At 68.3% G+C, this 19,561-nt stretch carries 14 protein-coding genes and 1 tRNA gene; 8 read left to right on the forward strand and 7 right to left on the reverse strand.

The window, feature by feature from the left end; translation table 11 throughout:
* Positions 1-332: 332 nt before the first annotated feature.
* A complete protein-coding gene (locus tag DSM100685_RS06170; RefSeq protein WP_239512604.1) occupies positions 333-1,925 on the forward strand; it encodes a Na+/H+ antiporter NhaC family protein in 1,593 nt (530 codons plus the stop codon).
* A 290-nt stretch (positions 1,926-2,215) separates the two neighbouring features.
* A complete protein-coding gene (locus DSM100685_RS06180) occupies positions 2,216-3,181 on the forward strand; it encodes a formate/nitrite transporter family protein (RefSeq protein WP_239512603.1) in 966 nt (321 codons plus the stop codon).
* A gap of 323 nt (positions 3,182-3,504) precedes the next feature.
* Here the strand turns inward: DSM100685_RS06180 and DSM100685_RS06185 are convergent, their stop codons facing one another.
* On the reverse strand, positions 3,505-7,266 hold the full coding sequence (locus tag DSM100685_RS06185) for a phosphoribosylformylglycinamidine synthase (protein ID WP_152350482.1): 3,762 nt from the start codon (positions 7,264-7,266) through the stop codon (positions 3,505-3,507).
* Positions 7,267-7,368: 102 nt separating this feature from the next.
* Positions 7,369-8,118 carry a phosphoribosylaminoimidazolesuccinocarboxamide synthase gene (purC, locus tag DSM100685_RS06190; RefSeq protein WP_152350483.1) on the reverse strand — a complete coding sequence of 250 codons (750 nt, stop codon included), beginning with the start codon at positions 8,116-8,118 and terminating at the stop codon, positions 7,369-7,371.
* A gap of 155 nt (positions 8,119-8,273) precedes the next feature.
* Here purC and DSM100685_RS06195 point away from each other — a divergent pair, with 155 nt between their 5' ends.
* Together DSM100685_RS06195 and DSM100685_RS06200 are read left to right on the forward strand one after the other, a co-directional pair.
* Positions 8,274-9,614, forward strand: coding sequence for an MFS transporter (locus DSM100685_RS06195; protein ID WP_152350484.1), 1,341 nt, complete (start codon positions 8,274-8,276; stop codon positions 9,612-9,614).
* 66 nt (positions 9,615-9,680) lie between these two features.
* A complete protein-coding gene (locus tag DSM100685_RS06200; protein WP_152350485.1) occupies positions 9,681-10,049 on the forward strand; it encodes a VOC family protein in 369 nt (122 codons plus the stop codon).
* Between the two features lie 287 nt (positions 10,050-10,336).
* Here the strand turns inward: DSM100685_RS06200 and purT are convergent, their stop codons facing one another.
* Positions 10,337-11,623, reverse strand: a complete 1,287-nt coding sequence (gene purT / locus DSM100685_RS06205; RefSeq protein ID WP_163200814.1) for a formate-dependent phosphoribosylglycinamide formyltransferase — start codon at positions 11,621-11,623, stop codon at positions 10,337-10,339.
* 220 nt (positions 11,624-11,843) lie between these two features.
* Between purT and DSM100685_RS06210 the strand changes: the two genes are divergently transcribed.
* Both DSM100685_RS06210 and DSM100685_RS06215 read left to right on the forward strand, forming a co-directional pair.
* Entirely contained in the window at positions 11,844-13,037 is a 1,194-nt protein-coding gene (locus tag DSM100685_RS06210; protein WP_152350487.1) for a pyridoxal phosphate-dependent aminotransferase, read from the forward strand.
* Positions 13,038-13,080: 43 nt separating this feature from the next.
* Positions 13,081-14,262, forward strand: coding sequence for a glycosyltransferase (locus tag DSM100685_RS06215; RefSeq protein WP_152350488.1), 1,182 nt, complete (start codon positions 13,081-13,083; stop codon positions 14,260-14,262).
* 29 nt (positions 14,263-14,291) lie between these two features.
* Here DSM100685_RS06215 and DSM100685_RS06220 read toward each other — a convergent pair whose 3' ends face one another.
* The 3 genes from DSM100685_RS06220 to DSM100685_RS06230 all read right to left on the reverse strand — a co-directional run bounded on the left by DSM100685_RS06220 (position 14,292) and on the right by DSM100685_RS06230 (position 17,966).
* Entirely contained in the window at positions 14,292-15,749 is a 1,458-nt protein-coding gene (locus tag DSM100685_RS06220; RefSeq protein ID WP_152350489.1) for an MATE family efflux transporter, read from the reverse strand.
* A 123-nt stretch (positions 15,750-15,872) separates the two neighbouring features.
* Positions 15,873-16,898, reverse strand: a complete 1,026-nt coding sequence (locus DSM100685_RS06225) for a threonine aldolase family protein (protein WP_152350490.1) — start codon at positions 16,896-16,898, stop codon at positions 15,873-15,875.
* Between the two features lie 84 nt (positions 16,899-16,982).
* Positions 16,983-17,966, reverse strand: a complete 984-nt coding sequence (locus tag DSM100685_RS06230) for a glycosyltransferase family 2 protein (protein ID WP_152350491.1) — start codon at positions 17,964-17,966, stop codon at positions 16,983-16,985.
* 109 nt (positions 17,967-18,075) lie between these two features.
* On the opposite strand from DSM100685_RS06230, the gene DSM100685_RS06235 reads away from it, so the two are divergent.
* Both DSM100685_RS06235 and DSM100685_RS06240 read left to right on the forward strand, forming a co-directional pair.
* A tRNA-His gene (locus tag DSM100685_RS06235) sits at positions 18,076-18,151 on the forward strand.
* 115 nt (positions 18,152-18,266) lie between these two features.
* The gene (locus DSM100685_RS06240) at positions 18,267-18,734 is read left to right on the forward strand and encodes an NUDIX domain-containing protein (RefSeq protein WP_152350492.1); all 468 of its coding nucleotides are present in this window, start codon (positions 18,267-18,269) and stop codon (positions 18,732-18,734) included.
* Between the two features lie 19 nt (positions 18,735-18,753).
* Here DSM100685_RS06240 and DSM100685_RS06245 read toward each other — a convergent pair whose 3' ends face one another.
* On the reverse strand, positions 18,754-19,533 hold the full coding sequence (locus DSM100685_RS06245) for a YwiC-like family protein (RefSeq protein ID WP_163200812.1): 780 nt from the start codon (positions 19,531-19,533) through the stop codon (positions 18,754-18,756).
* Positions 19,534-19,561 lie beyond the last annotated feature (28 nt).

Below are 19,561 nucleotides of genomic sequence, written 5' to 3' on the forward strand. Positions count from 1 at the left end.
CCGGGACAAGCGCGCCGCGCAGTTCATGCCGTTTGCGGCGCTCGCGGGCTATGAATCGGCGCTGAGCCGCACTGCGGGCGAGGTGGAGCGGCGATACCGTGACGCGGGGGAGTCGATATGGGAGTGAGACGACGCTGGACGGGCGGACGTCGCGCGGGGACAATGGCGGTTATGCGCGGGCGCGCGCCTGCTGGGACCATGACTTCGTCGTTCCCGATCGTCGTGCGTGTCGCGCGGGAACGATGCGGTGGGACCGCGATGCCCGTCCCGTCTCGGGACGGCGGCCCGGATGCGTTTCACACGGCGAACAATCGGTAGGGAAGGGGCGAAGCATGCTGGAGACGGCGACGATGGTCGTATTCTGCGCGGCGCTTTTCGCCAGCGTGGCCGTTGGATGGTCGATCGTGCCCGCGCTGGTCGGAGGCCTCGCGCTGTTCTTCGGCTACGGACTGCTAACCGGTCACGCGGCGAAGCCCATGGCGGTCCGCGCCCTGCGCAGCGTGAAGGACGCCGGCATCATTCTGGTGACGTTCGCGCTCATCGGCGTGCTGACCTCGCTGTGGCGAATCGGCGGGACGGTCGCCTTCGTCATCGTGCACGCGGTGCCGGCCGCGCATGCCGCGACCGTGGTTCCGCTGAGCTTCCTGCTGTGCGCGGGCATGTCGGCGCTCATCGGGTCGTCCTTCGCCAGCGCCGCCACCATGGGCACCATGTGCATGGCGCTGGGGCAGGCCATGGGCACCAACGGGATGCTGCTCGGCGGCGCCGTTCTCGCCGGCGTCTACGTCGGGGACCGTTGCTCGCCGGTTTCCACCAGCGCCCTGCTCGTCAAACAGCTCACCCACACCAACCTGTTCGGCAATCTCGGCCGGATGCTGCGCACGGGGCTGATCCCCTTCGTGCTGTCGTGCCTGATCTACGCCGTCGCCGCGTGGCCCGGCGTCGGGCCCTTTGGGGCCGACGGGGAAGCGGGAACCGTCTCGGACGGCGGGACATCGGCAAACGTCGTGGGGATGCTGAACGGCTCCTTTGACCTGCGCTGGCCGGTTGTCGTGCCGGCGTTGCTGGTGATCGCGCTGGCCATCGCGCGCATAGACGTGCGGGTGACCATGCTGACGAGCATTCTGGCGTCCGTCGCGGTCTGCATCGGCGTGCAGCGCACGGGTTGGAGGGATCTGCTCGCCACCGTCGTCTTCGGGTATGCGGCGCCCGATCCGTCCGTCGGCGCGCTGCTCAACGGCGGCGGCGTGCTCTCCATGGTCACCGTGGGCGCGATTGTGTGCATTTCCTCGGCATACGCCGGCATCTTCGCGCAAACCGGCATGCTCGGAGGACTCCAACGGGGCATCGAGGGCATCGGCTTGCGCGCCGGGACATATGCGGCCACGCTCGTCACCGCGACCGCGACGGCCATGGTTGCGTGCAACCAGACGCTGACCATCATGCTCACCCATCAGCTGTGTGGCGGCGTGTACCGGGGTTCCGGTTCGGGCTCCTCCCGGAACGGCTCTCCCAACGCCGTTCCGGGAGACGAATCGGCCGCTGATCCGGGTTTCGGGACAAGGGCCGATAAGACGGGGATCGATGGGACGGAGGCTGATGGGACAGGGAAAACGGCGACTGACAAGAAGAGCGCCCGACCCGGCATGAAGCCGAACGAGCAACAGGCTATCGACATGGAGGATTCCGCCGTGGTCGTGCCGGCTCTGGTGCCTTGGTCGATCGCCGGCGCGGTACCGCTGTCCATCATCGGCGCGCCCACGGCGAGCATGGCTGCGGCGTGCTTCCTCTATCTGCTGCCCGTGTGCCGTCTTGTCGGCGCCGCGGCCGAAGGATTCAGGCGTCGCCGCCGGGAAGAAAATCCAAGCGGCCGGCGGCATGGGCGTGGCGGCAACCATGCTGGCGCAGGATATGCAACGGCATGACGGTATGACGGCGTGACATGACGTGCGATGGCGATGACGATGACGACGTGTGGCGACATGATCATGACAGCGCCCCATCGCGCGTCGCATGATGCCAAGCGCGTGACATGCGCCGAAAGAGATGCGGCGACGTGACTGTGCCGGCGCCCGTGTCGTCATGAGGGATATGACGGCCAGGGACATGGCGGCCGGCGGGGACGTCCGTGGTGTGACGCATCTCATAGCGGCGCGCCGCGTGGCGGCGGGCCCGGCATGGGCAGACTGGAACGGTGAATATGGAAGAGAGAAATATGGACGACAACATTCATCAGGCGGAACAGCCCGCCTCGGCGGCGCCCGTGGCGGGCGTGGCCGCGGCTCCGGCTCCCGCCATGCACCCGCTGTTCCCCGGGCGCACCTTCATCAGCACCGTGCTCGACGCGCTGGACAGCAAGGAGGAAATGACCGGCAAGCTGCGCGGCAAGTACATGCAGCGAGCGGTCATGGCCGGATTCTTCGTCGGCATCTTCTTCACCACGTTCTTCGTCATCAGCGCCACATTCGTCGCGCAGGGCCCCCAGATGGCGCTCGCGGGCAAGGTGCTCGCCTGCCTCACCTTCGGCTGGGCGCTCGTGCTCATCTACTACACCAACTCCGAGCTGCTCACCTCCAACATGATGATCGTGTCCATCGGCGCCTACCACAAGCGCATCGGATGGCTGCACTCGCTGCGCCTGCTCGGCCTGTGCCTCGTCGGCAACCTCGTCGGAGGCCTCATCGTGGCGATCCTCCTGCGCGGGTCGACCATCACCGACGGCGTGACCATCGTGCAGATGATCGCCGCCGCGCACGCCAAAACCTCCTATGTGACGCAGGGCGTCTTCGGCGTGGCGGACCTGTTCGTACGCGCCATCTTCTGCAACTTCTGCATCAACATCGGCATGCTCATGGTCTACAACGGCAAGCTCGTCAACGACTTCACCAAGTGCGTGATCATGATCGTGGCCGTGTTCGTGTTCGCCTACCTCGGCTTCGAGCACTCCATCGCCGACTCGGTGCTGTTCCTCATCGTCGGTCTCCACGGCGCCGTGAACCCGTGGCTGGCCATCGTGACCATCGTCGTGGTGCTGCTCGGCAACTTCGTGGGCGGCGGCCTGCTTATCGGCCTCAACTTCGCCGTCATGAACGACATGTCCCGCCCCGGTCATCCGCCGGTCTCCGACTTCGACCACTCGGCCCTCGAAACGCTGGAGGCTCCGCGGCCCGCCGGACTGTAAAGCGCCTCGGCAAACCGCCGGCATGCTGCGTGCGCCCGGTTCACGGAACGGAGAAATCACGATCCGTGCACCGGGCGCACGCGTAAAAACACCGGTTTTCTTGGTTTCAAGTCGTTTTCGGCGGATGCGGCTGTGTGTGCGCTGCCGGGTATCCTGCGATCGGAGGGATGCGGAGGAATGAGACGACCGGAGGACGCCCGGCAGCGTACACGCAAAAGCGGGGCCCGTTCCACGCCAAATGGAACGGGCCCCGCCTTTGCATCCGATGAACGGGACCGATCAGATTCCCGGAAAGACCGGAAACCCCGGAGAACAACGCCGGATCAGGCCGCGAAGTACTCCACGCCGGCCTCGAAGATCGGCTGGTACTTGTCGCCGGGCACGTTGAGGTACAGGCCGTTGCCGGAACGCTCCGAGTGGCCCATCTTGCCGAACACGCGGCCGTCCGGGCTGGTGATGCCCTCGATGGCGAGCAGCGAGCCGTTCGGGTTCACCGCGAGGTCCATGCCGGGCACGCCGTCCTCGTCCACGTACTGCGTGGCGATCTGGCCGTTGGCCCTGAGCTGCTCCAGCACCGGCTCGGCGGCCACGAAGCGGCCCTCGCCGTGGGAGATGGCCACGGTGTGCACGTCGCCCACCTCGGTCTTCGCCAGCCACGGGGAGAGGTTCGACGCGACGCGCGTGCGCACCAGACGGCTCTGGTGGCGGCCGATCGTGTTGAACGTCAGCGTCGGGCATTCGGCGGTCATCGGCACGATGTCGCCGAACGGCACCAGACCCAGCTTGATGAGCGCCTGGAAGCCGTTGCAAATGCCCAGCATCAGGCCGTCGCGGTTCCTAAGGAGGTCCCGCACGGCCTCGGTGACCGCGGGCGCGCGGAAGAACGCGGTGATGAACTTCGCGGAGCCGTCCGGCTCGTCGCCGCCGGAGAAGCCGCCGGGGATCATCACGATCTGGCTGCGGCCGATCTCCTCGGCCAGCGCGGCGGTGGACCTGGCCACGTCCTCGGGCGTGAGGTTGTTCACGATCAGCGTGGTCACGTCCGCGCCGGCGCGCTCGAACGCGGCGGCCGAATCGTACTCGCAGTTGTTGCCCGGGAACACGGGGATAACCACATGGGGCTTCGCGACCGGGGCGCCCACGTACACGGTCTTCTTCGGGGCCTCGAACGTCACGGCCTCGACGGTCCTGCCCGCGTCCGCCGCGGCGGCGGCCACGTTCTTGGAACGGTACGGGAACACCGACTCGATGCCGGACTCCCACGCCTCCTGCACGTCGTCTAGGTCCAGCGTCTCGCCGGCGGCCCTGAAGGCGTAGTCGGACGTGGTGACGCCGATCTCGCCCACCTCGACGAGGTTGGAGGAGGCCGGGACCTTCTCGTTGTCCGCGAGCTCCACGATGAACGAGCCGTACGCCGGGGCGAACAGGTCGTCCGCGGCGATGCCGTCGTTCAGGGCGAGGCCGATGCGGTTGCCGAGCGTCATCTTGAACAGCGCCTCGGCGGTGCCGCCGTAGCCCGGGGTGGAGACGGCCAGCGCCACGTGGTGCGACGGGTCGGTGAGCTCCTCGACGAGGGAGAACGCCTCGAGCAGCGCGTCCTTGTCCGGCGTGAGGCCGTCGGCGAGGTAGCGCGGCGCGATGCGCACCAGACGGTGGCCGGCGCCCTTGAACTCGGGGGAGGTGGTGCGCTTCATGTTGCCCACGGCCACGGCGAAGGAGATCAGCGTGGGCGGCACGTCGAGGTTTTCGAACGAGCCGGACATGGAGTCCTTGCCGCCGATCGCGCCGGCGCCCAGATCGATCTGCGCCATGAGCGCGCCCAGCACGGCCGCGGTCGGCTTGCCCCAGCGCTCCGGCTCGTCGCGCAGTTTCTCGAAGTATTCTTGGAAGCTCAGGTACGCCTTCTCGTGCTCGAAGCCGGAGGCCACGAGCTTGGCCAGCGACTCGACCACGGACAGGTACGCGCCGGTGAACTGGTTCTTCTCCATGAGGTACGGGTTGAAGCCCCAGGCCATCGCGGAGGCGGTGGTGGTCTCGCCGAACACCGGGATCTTGGCGACCATGGCCAGATTCGGGGTGAGCTGGCGGCGTCCGCCGAACGGCATGAGCACGGTGCCCGCGCCGATCGTGGAGTCGAAGCGCTCGGAAAGGCCCTTGTTGGAGGCCACGTTGAGGTCGGTGACCAGCGCGTGCATGCGCTCGGCCAGCGAGCCGGAGCGCCAAGCGGCCGGCGTCGCGTAGCCCTGCTGGGCCTCGACGTGCACGATCTGGTGCTTGGAGGCGCCGTTGGAGGCGAGGAACGAGCGCTTGAGGTTCACGATCTCGTCGCCGTTCCACGTCATCACCATGCGCGGGTCCTCGGTCACGGTGGCGATCACGGTCGCCTCGAGGTTCTCCTCGCGGGCGTACTTCATGAACTCGTCCACGTCCTCGGCGGCCACGTCCACGGCCATGCGCTCCTGCGACTCGGAGATCGCCAGCTCGGTGCCGTCCAGACCCTCGTACTTCTTGGGCACGGTGTTGAGGTCCACGTACAGGCCGTCCGCGAGCTCGCCCACGGCCACGGACACGCCGCCCGCGCCGAAGTCGTTGCAGCGCTTGATCAGACGGCAGGCGTCGCCGCGGCGGAACAGGCGCTGCAGCTTGCGCTCCACGGGCGCGTTGCCCTTCTGCACCTCGGCGCCGTCGAGCTCCAGGGACTCCACGTTGTGGGCCTTGGACGCGCCGGTCGCGCCGCCGATGCCGTCGCGGCCCGTGCGGCCGCCGAGCAGGATGATCCTGTCGCCGGGGGCCGGGGTCTCGCGGCGCACGTGGTCGGCCGGGGTGGCGGCCACGACGGCGCCCACCTCCATGCGCTTGGCCACGTAGCCGGGGTGGTAGATCTCGTCCACCTGACCGGTCGCGAGTCCGATCTGGTTGCCGTAGGAGCTGTAGCCGGCCGCGGCGGTGGTCACGAGCTTGCGCTGGGGGAGCTTGCCCTCGAGCGTTTCGGAGACCGGGACGGTCGGATCCGCGGCGCCGGTGACGCGCATGGCCTGGTACACGTAGGAGCGGCCCGACAGGGGGTCGCGGATGCAGCCGCCGATGCAGGTGGCCGCGCCGCCGAAGGGCTCGATCTCGGTGGGATGGTTGTGCGTCTCGTTCTTGAACAGGAACAGCCAGTCCTGATCCTCGCCGTTGACGTCCACCTTCACCTTGACGGTGCAGGCGTTGATCTCCTCGGACTCGTCGAGGTTCCTCAGGATGCCGTTCTTCCTGAGCCACTTGGCGCCGATCGTGCCCATGTCCATGAGGCACACGGGCTTGGCGTCGCGGCCCAGCTCGTGGCGGATTTCAAGGTAGCGGTCGAAGGCGGCCTTCACGGTCGCGTCGTCGATCGCCACCTCGTCCAGCTCGGTGCCGAACGTGGTGTGGCGGCAGTGGTCGGACCAGTAGGTGTCGATCACCTTGATCTCGGTGATGGTGGGCTCGCGGCCCTCCTCGGCGAAGTAGCGCTGGCAGAACTCGAGGTCCGCCAGATCCATGGCGAGGCCGCGCTCGTCGATGAACCTCTGGCCCGCCTCGGCGTCCATCTCGTTGAAGCCGGCGATGACCTCCACCTTGCCGGGGGTGGGCACCTGGGTCTTCAGCGTGGTCTTCGGCTCGAGGGACGCCTCGCGCGCCTCCACCGGGTTGATCACGTAGCGCTTGATGGCCTCCACGTCCGCGTCCGTGAGCTCGCCTTCGAGGGCGTACACCTTGGCGGAGCGGACGGTGGGGCGCTCGCCCTGCGAGATGAGCTGGATGCACTCGCTGGCGGAATCGGCGCGCTGGTCGAACTGGCCGGGCAGGTATTCGGTGGCGAACACGGCCGCGCCGCCGAAGTCGGGCAGATCGGCGGACACGTCGTCCACCTGCGGCTCGCTGAACACGGTGGGGGTGGCCTCGCGGAACAGCTCCTCGCTGATGCCCTCCACGTCGTACCGGTTCACGATGCGCACGGCCTTCAGGCCGGAAACGCCCAGAATCGTGCGCAGCTCGCCCGCAAGCTGCTGCGCCTCGACGTCGAAGCCGGGCTTCTTTTCCACGTACACGCGAAAAACCACTGCTGTTGTCCTTTCCTGAAAAACGAAAGTCGACCGTAGGGTCGAAAAGTTCTTGAAACCGAAAACGAGGCCCCCTGAGCCAGGGAGCCTCGGTGAAGCAGATCAGTCGATCTCGATGCCCTCGGACTTGGCGAGCTCGGCCAGACGGCCCTCGATCTCCTCATAGGCGGGGATGATGCTGCCGAGGCCGCGGCGGAACAGGTCCTTGTCCAGATGCTCGACCTTGCCGGAGTGATCGCGCTGGTCCCACAGACGGCAGGAGTCCGGGGTGATCTCGTCGGCCAGCAGGAGCGTGCCGTCGGAGGCGCGGCCCATCTCGATCTTGAAGTCCACGAGCTTGACGTCGATCTTGGCGAAGATGTCGATCAGGGCCTCGTTGATGCGGCGGGCCAGCGGGGCGATCTCGGCGAGGTCCTCGCGGGTGCACACGCCCAGGGCCACGAGATCGTCGTCGTTGACGAACGGATCGTGCAGCTCGTCGTTCTTGAGGAAGTACTCGAGCACCGGCTCCTTGAGCGGCAGGCCCTCCTCGACGCCGAGGCGCGAGCAGAAGTGGCCGGCGGCGGTGTTGCGCAGCACGATCTCCAGCGGGAACATGTCCATCTTGCGCACCAGCTGGGCGGTGTCGTTCACGCGCTTGACGAGGTGGCTGTCGATGCCGCGCTTCTTGAGCAGGTCGAAGATGATGGTGGTGATGAGGTTGTTCAGGCGGCCCTTGCCGGTGAAGTCCTCCTTCTTCTCGCCGTCGCCGGCGGTGGCGGTGTTCTTGTACTCGACCCAGAGGATCTCCGGATCGTCGGTTGCGTACAGCTGCTTGGCCTTGCCCTCGTAGAGCTTTTCCAGTTTCTCCATGACTCGCCTTCCAAACACTCTTTGTGGAGTGGAATTCCGGGTGAACTAACGGTAAAAGGCTACCAATCGCCGGCTACATTTCGCCCGCGCGTCGCCCCGCATGGCGCCCGTGGCGCGCGGACGGCGTAGAGTGGCGGGCGGAGAGAGGATTGACCATGGCATCAGCCGCAACGGCATACGAACAGATCGACTCGCGCCCGCTCACCGGGCACCAGCGCAGCGTCATCGCGCTCATGGTGATGAGCAATGTCTCGGAGTTCTTCGACATGTTCCTCATCGGGTTCGTCGTCTCCGTGCTCACCGCCGCGTGGCGGCTCACCGGGTTCGAGGCCGGGGCCATCCTCGCCTGCTCGGGGCTCGGCACGGTGATCGGCTCCGTCCTGTGGGGCCATCTGGCCGACCGCCTCGGCCGCAAGCGCGCCCACGCGTGGTGCATCGCGTGCTTCGTGGGCTTCACCGTCGTCTCCGTGTTCCTGCCCGACCGGGCGTGGCTGGCGCTCGCCCTGCTGCGCGTGGGCGTCGGTGTGGGCGTGGGCGGCATGAACATCACCTCCATCCCGTACGTGCAGGAGTTCGTGCCCACCCGCCACCGCGGCCTGCTGTCCGGGCTCGTCTCCGTGTTCATCCCCGTCGGCATGCTCCTCGGTGCGGCGGCGCAGGGCCTCGTGGGCGACGACTGGCGCGCGCTCATGGCGTTCGGCGCCATCCCCGCCCTGCTGCTCGTCTGGCTGCGCATGGTGCCCGAATCGCCGCGCTACTGGCAGATGGCGGGCCGTCCCGACAAGGCGCGCGAGGCGCTGGCGTGGGCCATGGAGATCCCCGTCGAACAGGTGGCCGCGCTGCCCGGGCGTCCCGCCGCGCCCGACCCGGCCCGCTGGCGCACGGTGTTCACGTGCCACGGGCGGTCCCTCGCCATCGTGGGCGTCGGTTCGTTCTGCTTCATCCTGGGCGGGTTCGCCGTCCAATCCTGGGGGCAGACCCTGCTCAAGGACGCCTTCGGGTTCCCCACGCGCATGGTCGCCCTGCTGTTCGTGGGCGTGTCCCTCGCCGACGTGGCGGGCCGTCTCGCCTCCGCATGGCTGGCGGATGCCATCGGCCGGCGCGCCACCATGTTCGTCTTTGGCATGATTGGCGCCGCGGGCTGTTTCGCCGCCGCGTTCCTCCGCACGTCCGGATGGGCGTTCTACGCGGCCGTGCTCGTGGTCATGACGTTCGGGGACGGCGTGTTCGGCATCCTCAACGCGTTCGGCGGCGAGCAGTTCCCCAACGACGTGCGCTCCACCGCGCTGGGGCTCGGCTACGGCTTCGGCGCCACCGCGAAGGTGGTCGGCCCGGCGTTCATGGGCCTGCTGGTGGGCGGTGGCTACGTCTCCCAGCGCATCGACATCACGGTGGTCACCACGGCGTTTGCGTTCTTCGGGGCGTGCATGGCCCTCGGCTCGGTCGTCTACCTGTTCGCCCGCGAAACGCGCGGCCGCGAACTCGAATCGCTGTGATGCTCGAACCCCTGTGATAATGGAATGGCGCCATCACGGTCGCATATGATTGCAAGGAGGTCAACGATGATCGATCATGTAGGACTGTTCGTCAGGGACGCCGCCGAACGCGCGGAATTCTACGCCAAGCTGCTCGCCCCGCTCGGCTACGTCAAAAAGGTGGAGTTCCCGGGCGCCATCTGCTTCGCGAACGACGAGGACGGCGACGGCGTGTGGATCGAATCCCCGAAATCGCCCGACCAGCGGCTCGTCACCGAGCACATCGCCTTCCGCGCCAAGGACGAGGACGCGGTGAAGGCGTTCCACGCGGCGGGGCTCGCCGCCGGCGGCACGGACAACGGCCAGCCCGGCCCGCGCCCCGCCTACGGGCCCACGTATTACGCCGCCTTCATCCACGACCCGGACGGCAACAACATCGAAGCCATGCTGCCGTGAGCGAGGGCGGGCGGCGGATGAACGGCGGGCGTGACGGTACCCTGACGTGACGCTGCGCGTGACGTTGTCCGGCTGTGACAATGTCCGTGACGTTGCCCGTCCGCGCTCCGTCACAGACAGCTGAAATCCTTGGAATGAAGCCGTTCCCGTGTTTCGGCTCATAAGGTGGCCCGTGCTCGGTCACGTGCAGCGTCACATTGCGTGACCAAGCGCGTGACCAAGCACGGGCCACCATCGGTATGAATCGGCGTGAGTCAGCCAACACTCGGTGAACGGTCGGCAGCCGCTCAGCGCACGTCGATCGTGAGCGCGTCGGCCACCCGGGCGGCCTTGGCTCGCGCGTCGGCCTCGGAGGACCCCACGGCCAGCGCGACGGCCATGCGGCGGTGCCCGTGCACCTCCGGCTTGGCGAAGATGCGCAGGTCGGTTCCGGGCTCGCCCAATGCCTCCGGCACGTTCGTAAAGACCGCCTCGCCGTCGCCCTCGACCACGATCGCATGGCTCGCGGCCACCGCGCCCTCGGGAAGCGAGAGGGCCACGTGCCTCTCGGTCACCGGCAGGCCCAGAATCGCGCGGGCGTGCAGCGCGAACTCGCTCAGGCGCTGCGAAGCCATGGTCACCATGCCCGTGTCGTGCGGGCGGGGGGAGACCTCGTTGAACAGGATCGAACCGTCCTTCAGCACGAACAGCTCCACGCCGAACACGCCCCAGCCGGTCTCGCCGGACGCCTTGGCCCTGGCGACCAGCCCCTCCACGGCCGCGTGCGCGATGCGCGACGCCTCCGCCAGCACCGCGCCGGACGAGGCGGCGGGCTGCCAGGACTCGCGGTAGTCGCCCGACTCCTGACGCTGCCCGATCGGCGCACAGGTCACGATGCCCGCGGACGAGGAGACGGTGAGCACCGTCAGCTCATAGTCCAGCGGGGCCAGCGCCTCCACGATCACGCGGGACACGTCGCCCTCGTCCGCCGCACGCCGGCCCTCCTGCGCCTCGGTCCACGCGGCGTCGATCGCGTCCGCGGAACGCACCACCGACTGCCCGTGGCCGGACGAGCTCATCACCGGCTTGACCACGCACGGATAGCCCACGGCCTCGGCTCCCTCGCGCAGCTCCCCGAGCGAACCCGCGAAACGGTACGGCGTGGTCGGCAGGCCCAGCTCCTCGTGGGCCAGCACCCGCAGGCGCTCGCGGTCCATGCAAATCGCCGCGATCTCGGCGCTCGGCACCACCTGCACGCCGCGCGCCGCCGCCCCGGCCAGCTCCGACGTGGCGATGGCCTCCACCTCCGGCACGACGATGTCCGGCCTCACCTCGTCGAACAGCGCGCGCAGCTCCCCGGCGTTCGCCATGTCGAGCACGCGGGACTCGTGCGCCACCTGCTGTGCCGGCGCACCCGCGTAGGAGTCGGCCGCGCACACCCACGCGCCCAGCCGCATGAGTTCGATGGCGACCTCCTTGCCGAGCTCGCCGGCGCCGAGGAACAGCACCCGGGTCGGGCGCACGCCCAGCGGCGTGCCGAGCGGACGGCCGGCGGAGGAGGGGGACACGGACGGGGAAACGTTCACATTGCTCATGTGCGCCATTGTAACCGTCCATAAGGAACCCCTATAGCCACGCCGTGGACTGTGCGGCGCGTCCGGCCTACACTGGGAATCACCGGACGGGGGAAAACCGGACCGGGCCAACGTACCAATCACTGCCAATTGCCAATAACAGCTGCCGGCCGATCGCCACAGGATCGGCCGGCAGTTTTCTTGCCGTGGAGCCGGACACGAAGCCAAGGAAGCGAAAACCATGCCGTCAACACCGTCGCCCATCGCATCGCTGATCTCCAAGCGGGCGCTCGCCCTGCCCGGCAATCCCTTCGCGGAGGCCGACGCGCGCGCCGCGGCCGCCGTCGCCGCCGGCGAGGACGTGATCGACCTGTCCAAGGGCAACCCGGACGGCCAGCCGCCCGAATTCGTCAAGGACGCGCTCGCCAGGGCCGCCTACGAACCGGCGGACTTCCGGTACGCGCCCTTCGACGGCAAGCCCGCGTACATCAGGGCCGCGGCCGGCTGGTACGCGCGTCGGCACGGCGTGACGCTGGACCCGGCCACCGAACTGCTCGCCACGTCCGGCTCCTCGGTGGGCATCGACACCGTCATCGAGGCGCTCGTGGACGAAGGCGACACCGTGCTCGCCGTCGAGCCGTACTACCCGCAGTACGAGGGCTCCGCCGCCGTGGCGAAGGGCCGGTTCGTCACCATCCCCACCGACGCCGCGCACGGGTTCCTGCCGGACCTCGACGCCGTGGACCCCGTCCTGCTGGACGAGGCCAAGCTGCTCATCCTCAACTATCCGAACAACCCCACCGGAGCCGTCGCCACGCCGGAGCTCTACGCCGCGGCCGTGCGGCTCGCCAAAAAACACCATTTCGCGGTGATGAACGACTTCGCCTACGCGAGGCTCGGCTTCGACGAACGGCCCGCGATCAGCCTGCTGGAGACGCCGGGCGCGAAGGACGTGGCCGTGGAGCTGTGCTCCCTGTCCAAGATGTACATGGTGGCCGGGTGGCGCGGCGGGTTCGTGGCCGGCAACGCCGACGTGCTGGCCGCCGCCAAGGCCGTGCACCGCCAGACCACCGTGCTCGCACCCAGCGTCATCCAGGACGCCGGCACCGCGGCCCTGAACTCCGACCAGTCAAGCGTGGCCGCGCTCGCCGGCCGCTACCGCCGCCGCTACGAGGTGCTCCACGACGGGCTCAACGCCGCCGGATTCCGCGTGCTCGACTCGCACGGCGGCCTGTTCGCGTGGATGGAGGTGCCCGCCGGCGCGGGAAGCTCCGACCAATTCACCGACTTCCTGCTGCACACGGCCGGCGTGGCCGTCATGCCCGGCTCCTGCTTCGGCGCGTCCGGCGAGGGATACGTGCGGCTGAGCCTGCTCAAACCCGAGGAGGACCTCGCCGAGGCGGTGCGGCGCATCGCGGCCAAGGCGCGGCCCTGAGCCCCGAGCCACCTCCGCGGTACGGCCGCGGTAGCATGGGGGAATGCCTGAGATCGAAGACGAAGCACGCGAAACGCACGAGGCCGGCGACCGTCCGCTGACGATCGCGCTGGTCATGGACACCATCGGCACACAAGGCAACGGCACCTCCAACTCCGCGCTCCAGTACGCCCGCGAACTGGAGCGGCAGGGACACCACGTGCGGCTTGTGGGACTCGGCAGCGAGGAATGGCCGGCGAGGGAGAACCACGTGCCGCTCGTCTCCTGGGTGGCCAAAAAGCAGCACATGCGCTTCGCCAAGCCCAGCGACACGCTGTTCCGCACGGCGTTCCGCGGCGTCGACGTGGTGCACATCTACCTGCCGTTCTCGTTCGGCCGGCGCGCGTGGAAAATCGCCCGCGAGATGGGCATCCCCGTGACCGCCGGATTCCACCTGCAGCCCGAGAACGTGAGCTACAACGCCGGGCCGATCAAATGGATCCCCGGCGTGAACGACTTCATGTACGCGCTGTTCCGGTTCTGGCTGTACCGGCGCGTCGGGCACATCCACACGCCCACCGAAATGATCGCCACGCAGCTGCGCGAGCACGACTACAAGGCCAAGCTGCACGTCATCTCCAACGGGTACTCGCCCCGATTCACGCCCAAGACGCAGCGCAAGGCGGGGGCCAGGGAGCCGTGGCGCTACCGTGTGGTCGCCTCCGGGCGCCTCGCGCGCGAGAAGGACCACGCCACGCTCATCCGCGCGGTGGCCATGTGCCGGCATGCGGAGCGGATCGAACTGCACATCGCCGGCACCGGCCCGCGCGAGCGGTACCTCAAGCGCCGGGCGAAGCGGATGCTGCCCAATCCCGCGTACATCGGGTTCCACCGCAACGCGGACATGCCGGCGTTCCTCAAAACCTGCGATCTGTTCGTGCACCCGTCGATCGTGGACATCGAATCGCTCAGCGTCATCGAGGGCATGGCCTCCGGGCTCGTGCCGGTGATTGCCGAATCGGAGCTGTCCGCCGCCGGCCAGTTCGCGCTGCTCGACGAGTCGCTGTTTCCCGCGGGGGACGCGGCCGCGCTCGCCGAACGCATCGACTGGTGGCTCGACCATCCGCGCGAGCTCGCCACGTGGGGCGCGAAGTACGCCGGGCACACGCGCGAGCACTATTCGATCGAGTCGTGCGTGCGCCGGTTCGTCGCCATGGAGCGCGAGGCCATCGCCGACGCGGCGTAGGCCATGCCCGCGCGCACGGGGAAATCCGGTCAGCGGGCGAATTCGTGGCGCTTGCGTCGGATCATCACCGCCGTCATGACCATGCAGTACGCCAGCGCGAACGCCCACGCGAACTGGTTCGCGTAGCAGATCGCGAGATAGCCGAGCCCGGCGCCCGCCAGCCACGCCCCGAGCGCCCGCCCGGCCAGCTCGCCCACGCCGGAGATGACCGCGTGCGTGGAATACCCCATGCCCTGCAGCGTGTTGCGGAAGATCATGAGCGTGCCGTGGATGAGGAAGTAGCCGCTGATGATGGTCAGGTACAGCGCCGCGTCGTCCACGATCCGCGGATCCGCGTCGCCCAGCACCGAGCCGACCAGCGGCCTGCTGAACAGGCGGATCACCACGAAGCACGCCATGCAGTAGACCGCTTGGATGACCGTGCCGGACGCCAGTCCCCGCTTGATGCGGTCGAGCCGCCGCGCCCCCAGATTCTGCCCGGCATAGGTGGCCATCGCCATGCCGACGCTTTCCATGGGCAGCGTGAACAGCTGGCGGATCTTCTCGCCGGCGGTCTGCGCGGTCACCGCGGCCGAGCCGAGCAGGTTGATGGCGTTCTGCATGATGATCGCGCCGATCGCGGAGACGGACACTTCGAAGCCCATCGGCACCCCGACCGCTGCGAGTCGCCGGAGGTGCGCGCCGGACGGGCGCATGTCCGCGCGGTGGGCGGGGGAGAGCATTTCGCGGAAGATCGGCACGCGCGTGAACGCCCACCAGCAGTTGAGGCCGGAGCTGATCGTCTGCCCGACGATGTTGCCGAGGGCGGAGCCGACCACGCCCATGCGGCACACCGTGATGAAGAACACGTCGAAGCACACGTTGATCGCGCACGAGGCGACGAGGAAGTAGAACGGGTGGCGCGAGTCGCCCACCGCGCGCAGCAGGGCGGCGGAGTGGTTGTACAGCACGGCCGACGGGATGCTGAGGAAGATCACCATGATGTACCGCCACGCCATGTCCATGAGGTCGGGCGGCGTGCTGATGAGCTCGAGCAGGGGGCGGGCGAGCAGGCAGAACGCCGCGGTGAACGCGACGCTCATGGCGGCGCACAGCCACGCTCCGTTCCATGCATAGCGGCGGAACCCCGCGTGGTCCCTGGCGCCGAACGCCTGCGCGGCGGGGATGGAGAAGCCGACGCACGCGCCCTGGATGAAGCCGAGCGTGAGGAAGTTCAGCGAATACGTGACGCCGACCGCGCCCAGCGCCGCGTCGGAGATGAGCCGGCCCACCACCACCGAGTCAGCGAAGCTGTACACCTGCTGGAACAGGGTGCCGGCCACGAGGGGCAGGGAGAAGACGAGGATCTGCGCGATGGGACGGCCCTTCGTCAGATCGCGGGTCGAGCCGTCCGCGGCGGCATTCGTGGAATCGTCCGCGATGGGGCCTCCCGCCGCCGAATTGCCCGCCGCGGAGCCGCCCCGCGCGGCGCCATGATTGCCGTCCATGCGTCACATTGTCCGTCACGGTCTCCCGCCGCCACGCCGTGGGCGACGATTCCCGTGCCCCAGTGCAGGTCTTCCTTGGTCGGAATGACCGGTGCAAGGGCGTGAAGATCGCCGCAACCGCGGCTACAGCAGGGCGATGAGCTCGTCCACGTGTTCGTCGGTGGTGGCCCAGCTCGTGGCGATGCGCACGGTGGTGTGTTCGGCGTCCGGCTTCTCCCAGAAGCCCAGGCGCACCTTGGCCGTCAGCTCCCGGTACCGCTCGTCGGAAAGCGTGACGAAGATCTGGTTCGTCGTGTTGACCAGCGGCATGACGTACCCCTTGGCCGTCAGCGCCTCGCGGATGCGGTCGGCCTGCTCGTTCGCGTGGCGCGCGATGGCCGTGTACAGCCCGTCGGTGAACAGCGTGTCGAACTGGATGCCGAGCAGGAAGCCCTTGGCGAGCAGCGCGCCGTGGCGCTTGACGATCGTGAGGAAATGCCTGGGCATGTTGCGGTGCGTGAACACCACGGCCTCGCCCATGAGCGCGCCCACCTTGGTGCCGCCCACGTAGAACACGTCCGCCAGCCGCGCGAGGTCCGCCATGGTCACGTCCGCGCCGCGGGCCGTGAGCCCGTAGCCCAGCCGGGCCCCGTCCACGAACAGCGGGATGCCGTACTTGCCGCACACCGCGTGCAGCGCCCCGAGCTCGGCCTTGGTGTACAGCGTGCCGTACTCGGTGGGGTGGGAGACGTACACCATGCCCGGCCACACCATGTGGTCGCGGTTGCCGTCCGCCATGAACGCGGCGCAGTAGGCGTCCAGCTCGCCGGCGTCCATCTTGCCGTCGTGCGCCGGCAGCGTGAGCACCTTGTGCCCGGTCGCCTCGATCGCGCCGGCCTCGTGCACGTTCACATGGCCCGTGTCCACGGCCACCACGCCCTCCACCTCGGAGAGCATCGAATCGATCACCACCTGATTGGTCTGCGTGCCGCCCACGAGGAAGAAGACCTCGGCGTCCGCGTCCCCGCACGCCTCGCGGATCTTCGCCTTGGCGCTCTCGCAGATCGCGTCCGAGCCGTAGCCCGGGTACTGGTCCATGTTGGCCTTGGCGATGCGCTCCAGAATCGCCGGATGCGCGCCCTCCGAATAGTCGTTCTCAAACGACAGCATGATGGTTCCCGCTCCTCCCGTGGGTCTTGCCGAATACGTCGCCATCATAGCGTCCGCGGCGCCGCGGACCCGCGCGCCGGTCGCCTACCTGTCCTTGTCCCTCTCGCCGCGCAGCAGGTCGATCGTCCGCCGCACGCGCTCCGGCAGCTTGGCGGACTCGCCCAGCTCGTCGAGGAACTCGTTGACGCGCTCGCGGTAGCGGCGCTGGGAGTCCGGGTCGAGCTTGAGCCCGTACAGCAGGCTCTGGCGGATCATCTCCGGCTCGATGTTGCCCAGGAACGTCAGCGTCTGGAAGGCCATGAACGGGATGAGCTGCGGGTGGCGCTCGCTGATGTAGTTCGCCCGGTCGTGCGCCGCCTCCAGCCAGTCGCCCAGCATCTCCGTGTTCCATCCGCGCATGATCGAGCCGGAGCGCAGGCGGTAGTGGTACAGCGTCTCGGGGATGCGCACCACCTGATGCGCCTCGCCGATCACGTTGCAGATGCGGGCCAGATCCTCGATCTTGCGCCCTACGGGGAAGGAGAACGCGTGGTCGCGGTAGATGGGCGCGGCGGCCATGAACGCCCAGAAGTACCCCTCGATCTCGAACTGCAGCTGCTTCCTCAGCGTCTCCTCGGGGGTGAGCACCTGCACGTCGTCGTAGTCGTTCTGCCGGTACTGCGACTTGAGCCGCTGGCCGAGCTCGCCGATCGTGTCGAAGCGGAACATCACCAGATCGGCGTCGTGCGTGTACGCGGCGGCGAGGCATGATTCCACGAGCCCCGGCTCCACGCAATCGTCCGAGTCGAGGAAGTAGATCCAGTCGCCGGTCGCGGCCGCGAGCCCCGTGTTGCGTGCCGCGGACAGGCCGCCGTTGGCCTGGTGGATCACGCGGATGCGGTCGTCCTTCGCCGCCCAGGCGTCGCACATCGCGGGGCAGTTGTCTTTGGAACCGTCGTCGACGAGGATGATCTCGAGGCGGCGGTAGGTTTGCGCGACGACGCTGCCGACCGCCTCGTCGAGGTATTTTTCCACGCCGTAGACGGGAATGACGATGCTGACCAGTGGTTCACGTGCGGCTGTATCCATGGCCTCCACCATACGCGACGGCTCCGCGACACGCCGTGCCGCGCCGGATTTTGACGACCGGTGAAACGTGTGTATAGTTCTCATCTGTTGCGAAAAACGCCAACACATGGTGGATATAGCTCAGTAGGTAGAGCAGCTGATTGTGGTTCAGCAGGTCGCGCGTTCGAGCCGCGTTATCCACCCCATCGATCCCCGGGCCGTTCGGTTCCGGGGATTTTTGCATTCGGCGGGTCGTCCCGCGCGAGTCGGCCCCGATCGGTGCCATGATGGTGGTGACTGCACTGAAGAAAGGACCATGGCATGGCCGACACCAAGGACGTTGATTATTACCACGGCGTGTACGGATACATCGAGGATCCGACCGCGAACAAGCTGCTGGTGGTCAGGAAGACCCGCGGCGCGTACAAGGGCAAGTTCGACCTGCCGGGCGGCGCGCAGGAGGACAAGGAGACCCGCGAGGAGACGCTGAGGCGCGAGATCCGCGAGGAGACGGGCGCCGACCTCATCGAGGGCGCCGACTATTTCATCTCCCGCTCCACCACCGCATGGACGGACGACGAGGACCAGCCGCGCACGCTGGTGCACACCTATGAGATCGCCCGCTGCGTGGTGGGCGCTACCGATTCCAAGATCGTCTCCAGCGACACCGACGGCTGCGAATACATGGCAAAGATCGCGATGAGCGAGCGCAACGCGTCCCCGCTGGTGCTCGAGGCGCTGGCCCACTTCGACGCCGTCGACCCGGACATCGCGGAAAAGGACCGCTGACGGGGCCGGTCCCTTCCGGTCATCCCGCCGCCACGGCCACGGCCGCGACCATCACCGCGCTGGTGACGAGTTCGCTCGGCGCCGCTGCCAGCGGCGGGATCACGCCATGCGCGGCGAGCCGGGGGAGCGCGGCCGCGCGGGCGAACAACAGCACGCCGGCCGCCCCCAGCAACGGGTGTACCGCGAATCCGGCGCAGGCCAGCGCCGCGCTCAGCGCGACGGATGCGATGTAATAGGCGTGCGTCGATTCGCGCCCGGCGCGTCCCACGGCCATGCTGGGCACGAACAGCAGCTGGCCGAACTCAAACAGGGCGAACGCGATGCCGACGACCGCCGAAGCGCGCGTGATCGCCCCCATTCCCGCGGCCGCGGCGCCGATGCCGCCGGCCGCGAGCACCGCCGCGGTCTGCGCGGCGAGCGAACGGTCCCGGCGCATCCACGCCAGCAGGAACGAGGCGCCCGCCACCACGACGTAGAACGGCGCCCACCACAGCAGCCGGGGCTCCATGATCAGCAACGGCAATCCGAGCGCGCACGTGACGCCCGCATACGTGAGCACGGGCGCAAGGTACCTGCGCCTGCCGTGCGAGGCCAGCCACCGCGCCGCGGTGAACTGCGTGCAGTAGCATCCCAGCCACGCCACGGTCAGCCACGCGCCGCGCCATCCGGTGCCGCCGGCCAGCGTGCCCGCGACCGCCGGGGCGAGGACCATCACCCACGCGCCCGGTTGGTTGGGCACCCACAGGCGCGAGAACTTGGACTTCGGGCGGCGGGGGCGGGATGTGCGATCGTTGGTCATGCCGACCAAGCCTACGGGCATCCCGCCC

Origin of the sequence: Bifidobacterium avesanii (assembly GCF_009299475.1) — a bacterium.
GTDB classification, from domain to species: Bacteria; Actinomycetota; Actinomycetes; order Actinomycetales; family Bifidobacteriaceae; genus Bifidobacterium; species Bifidobacterium avesanii.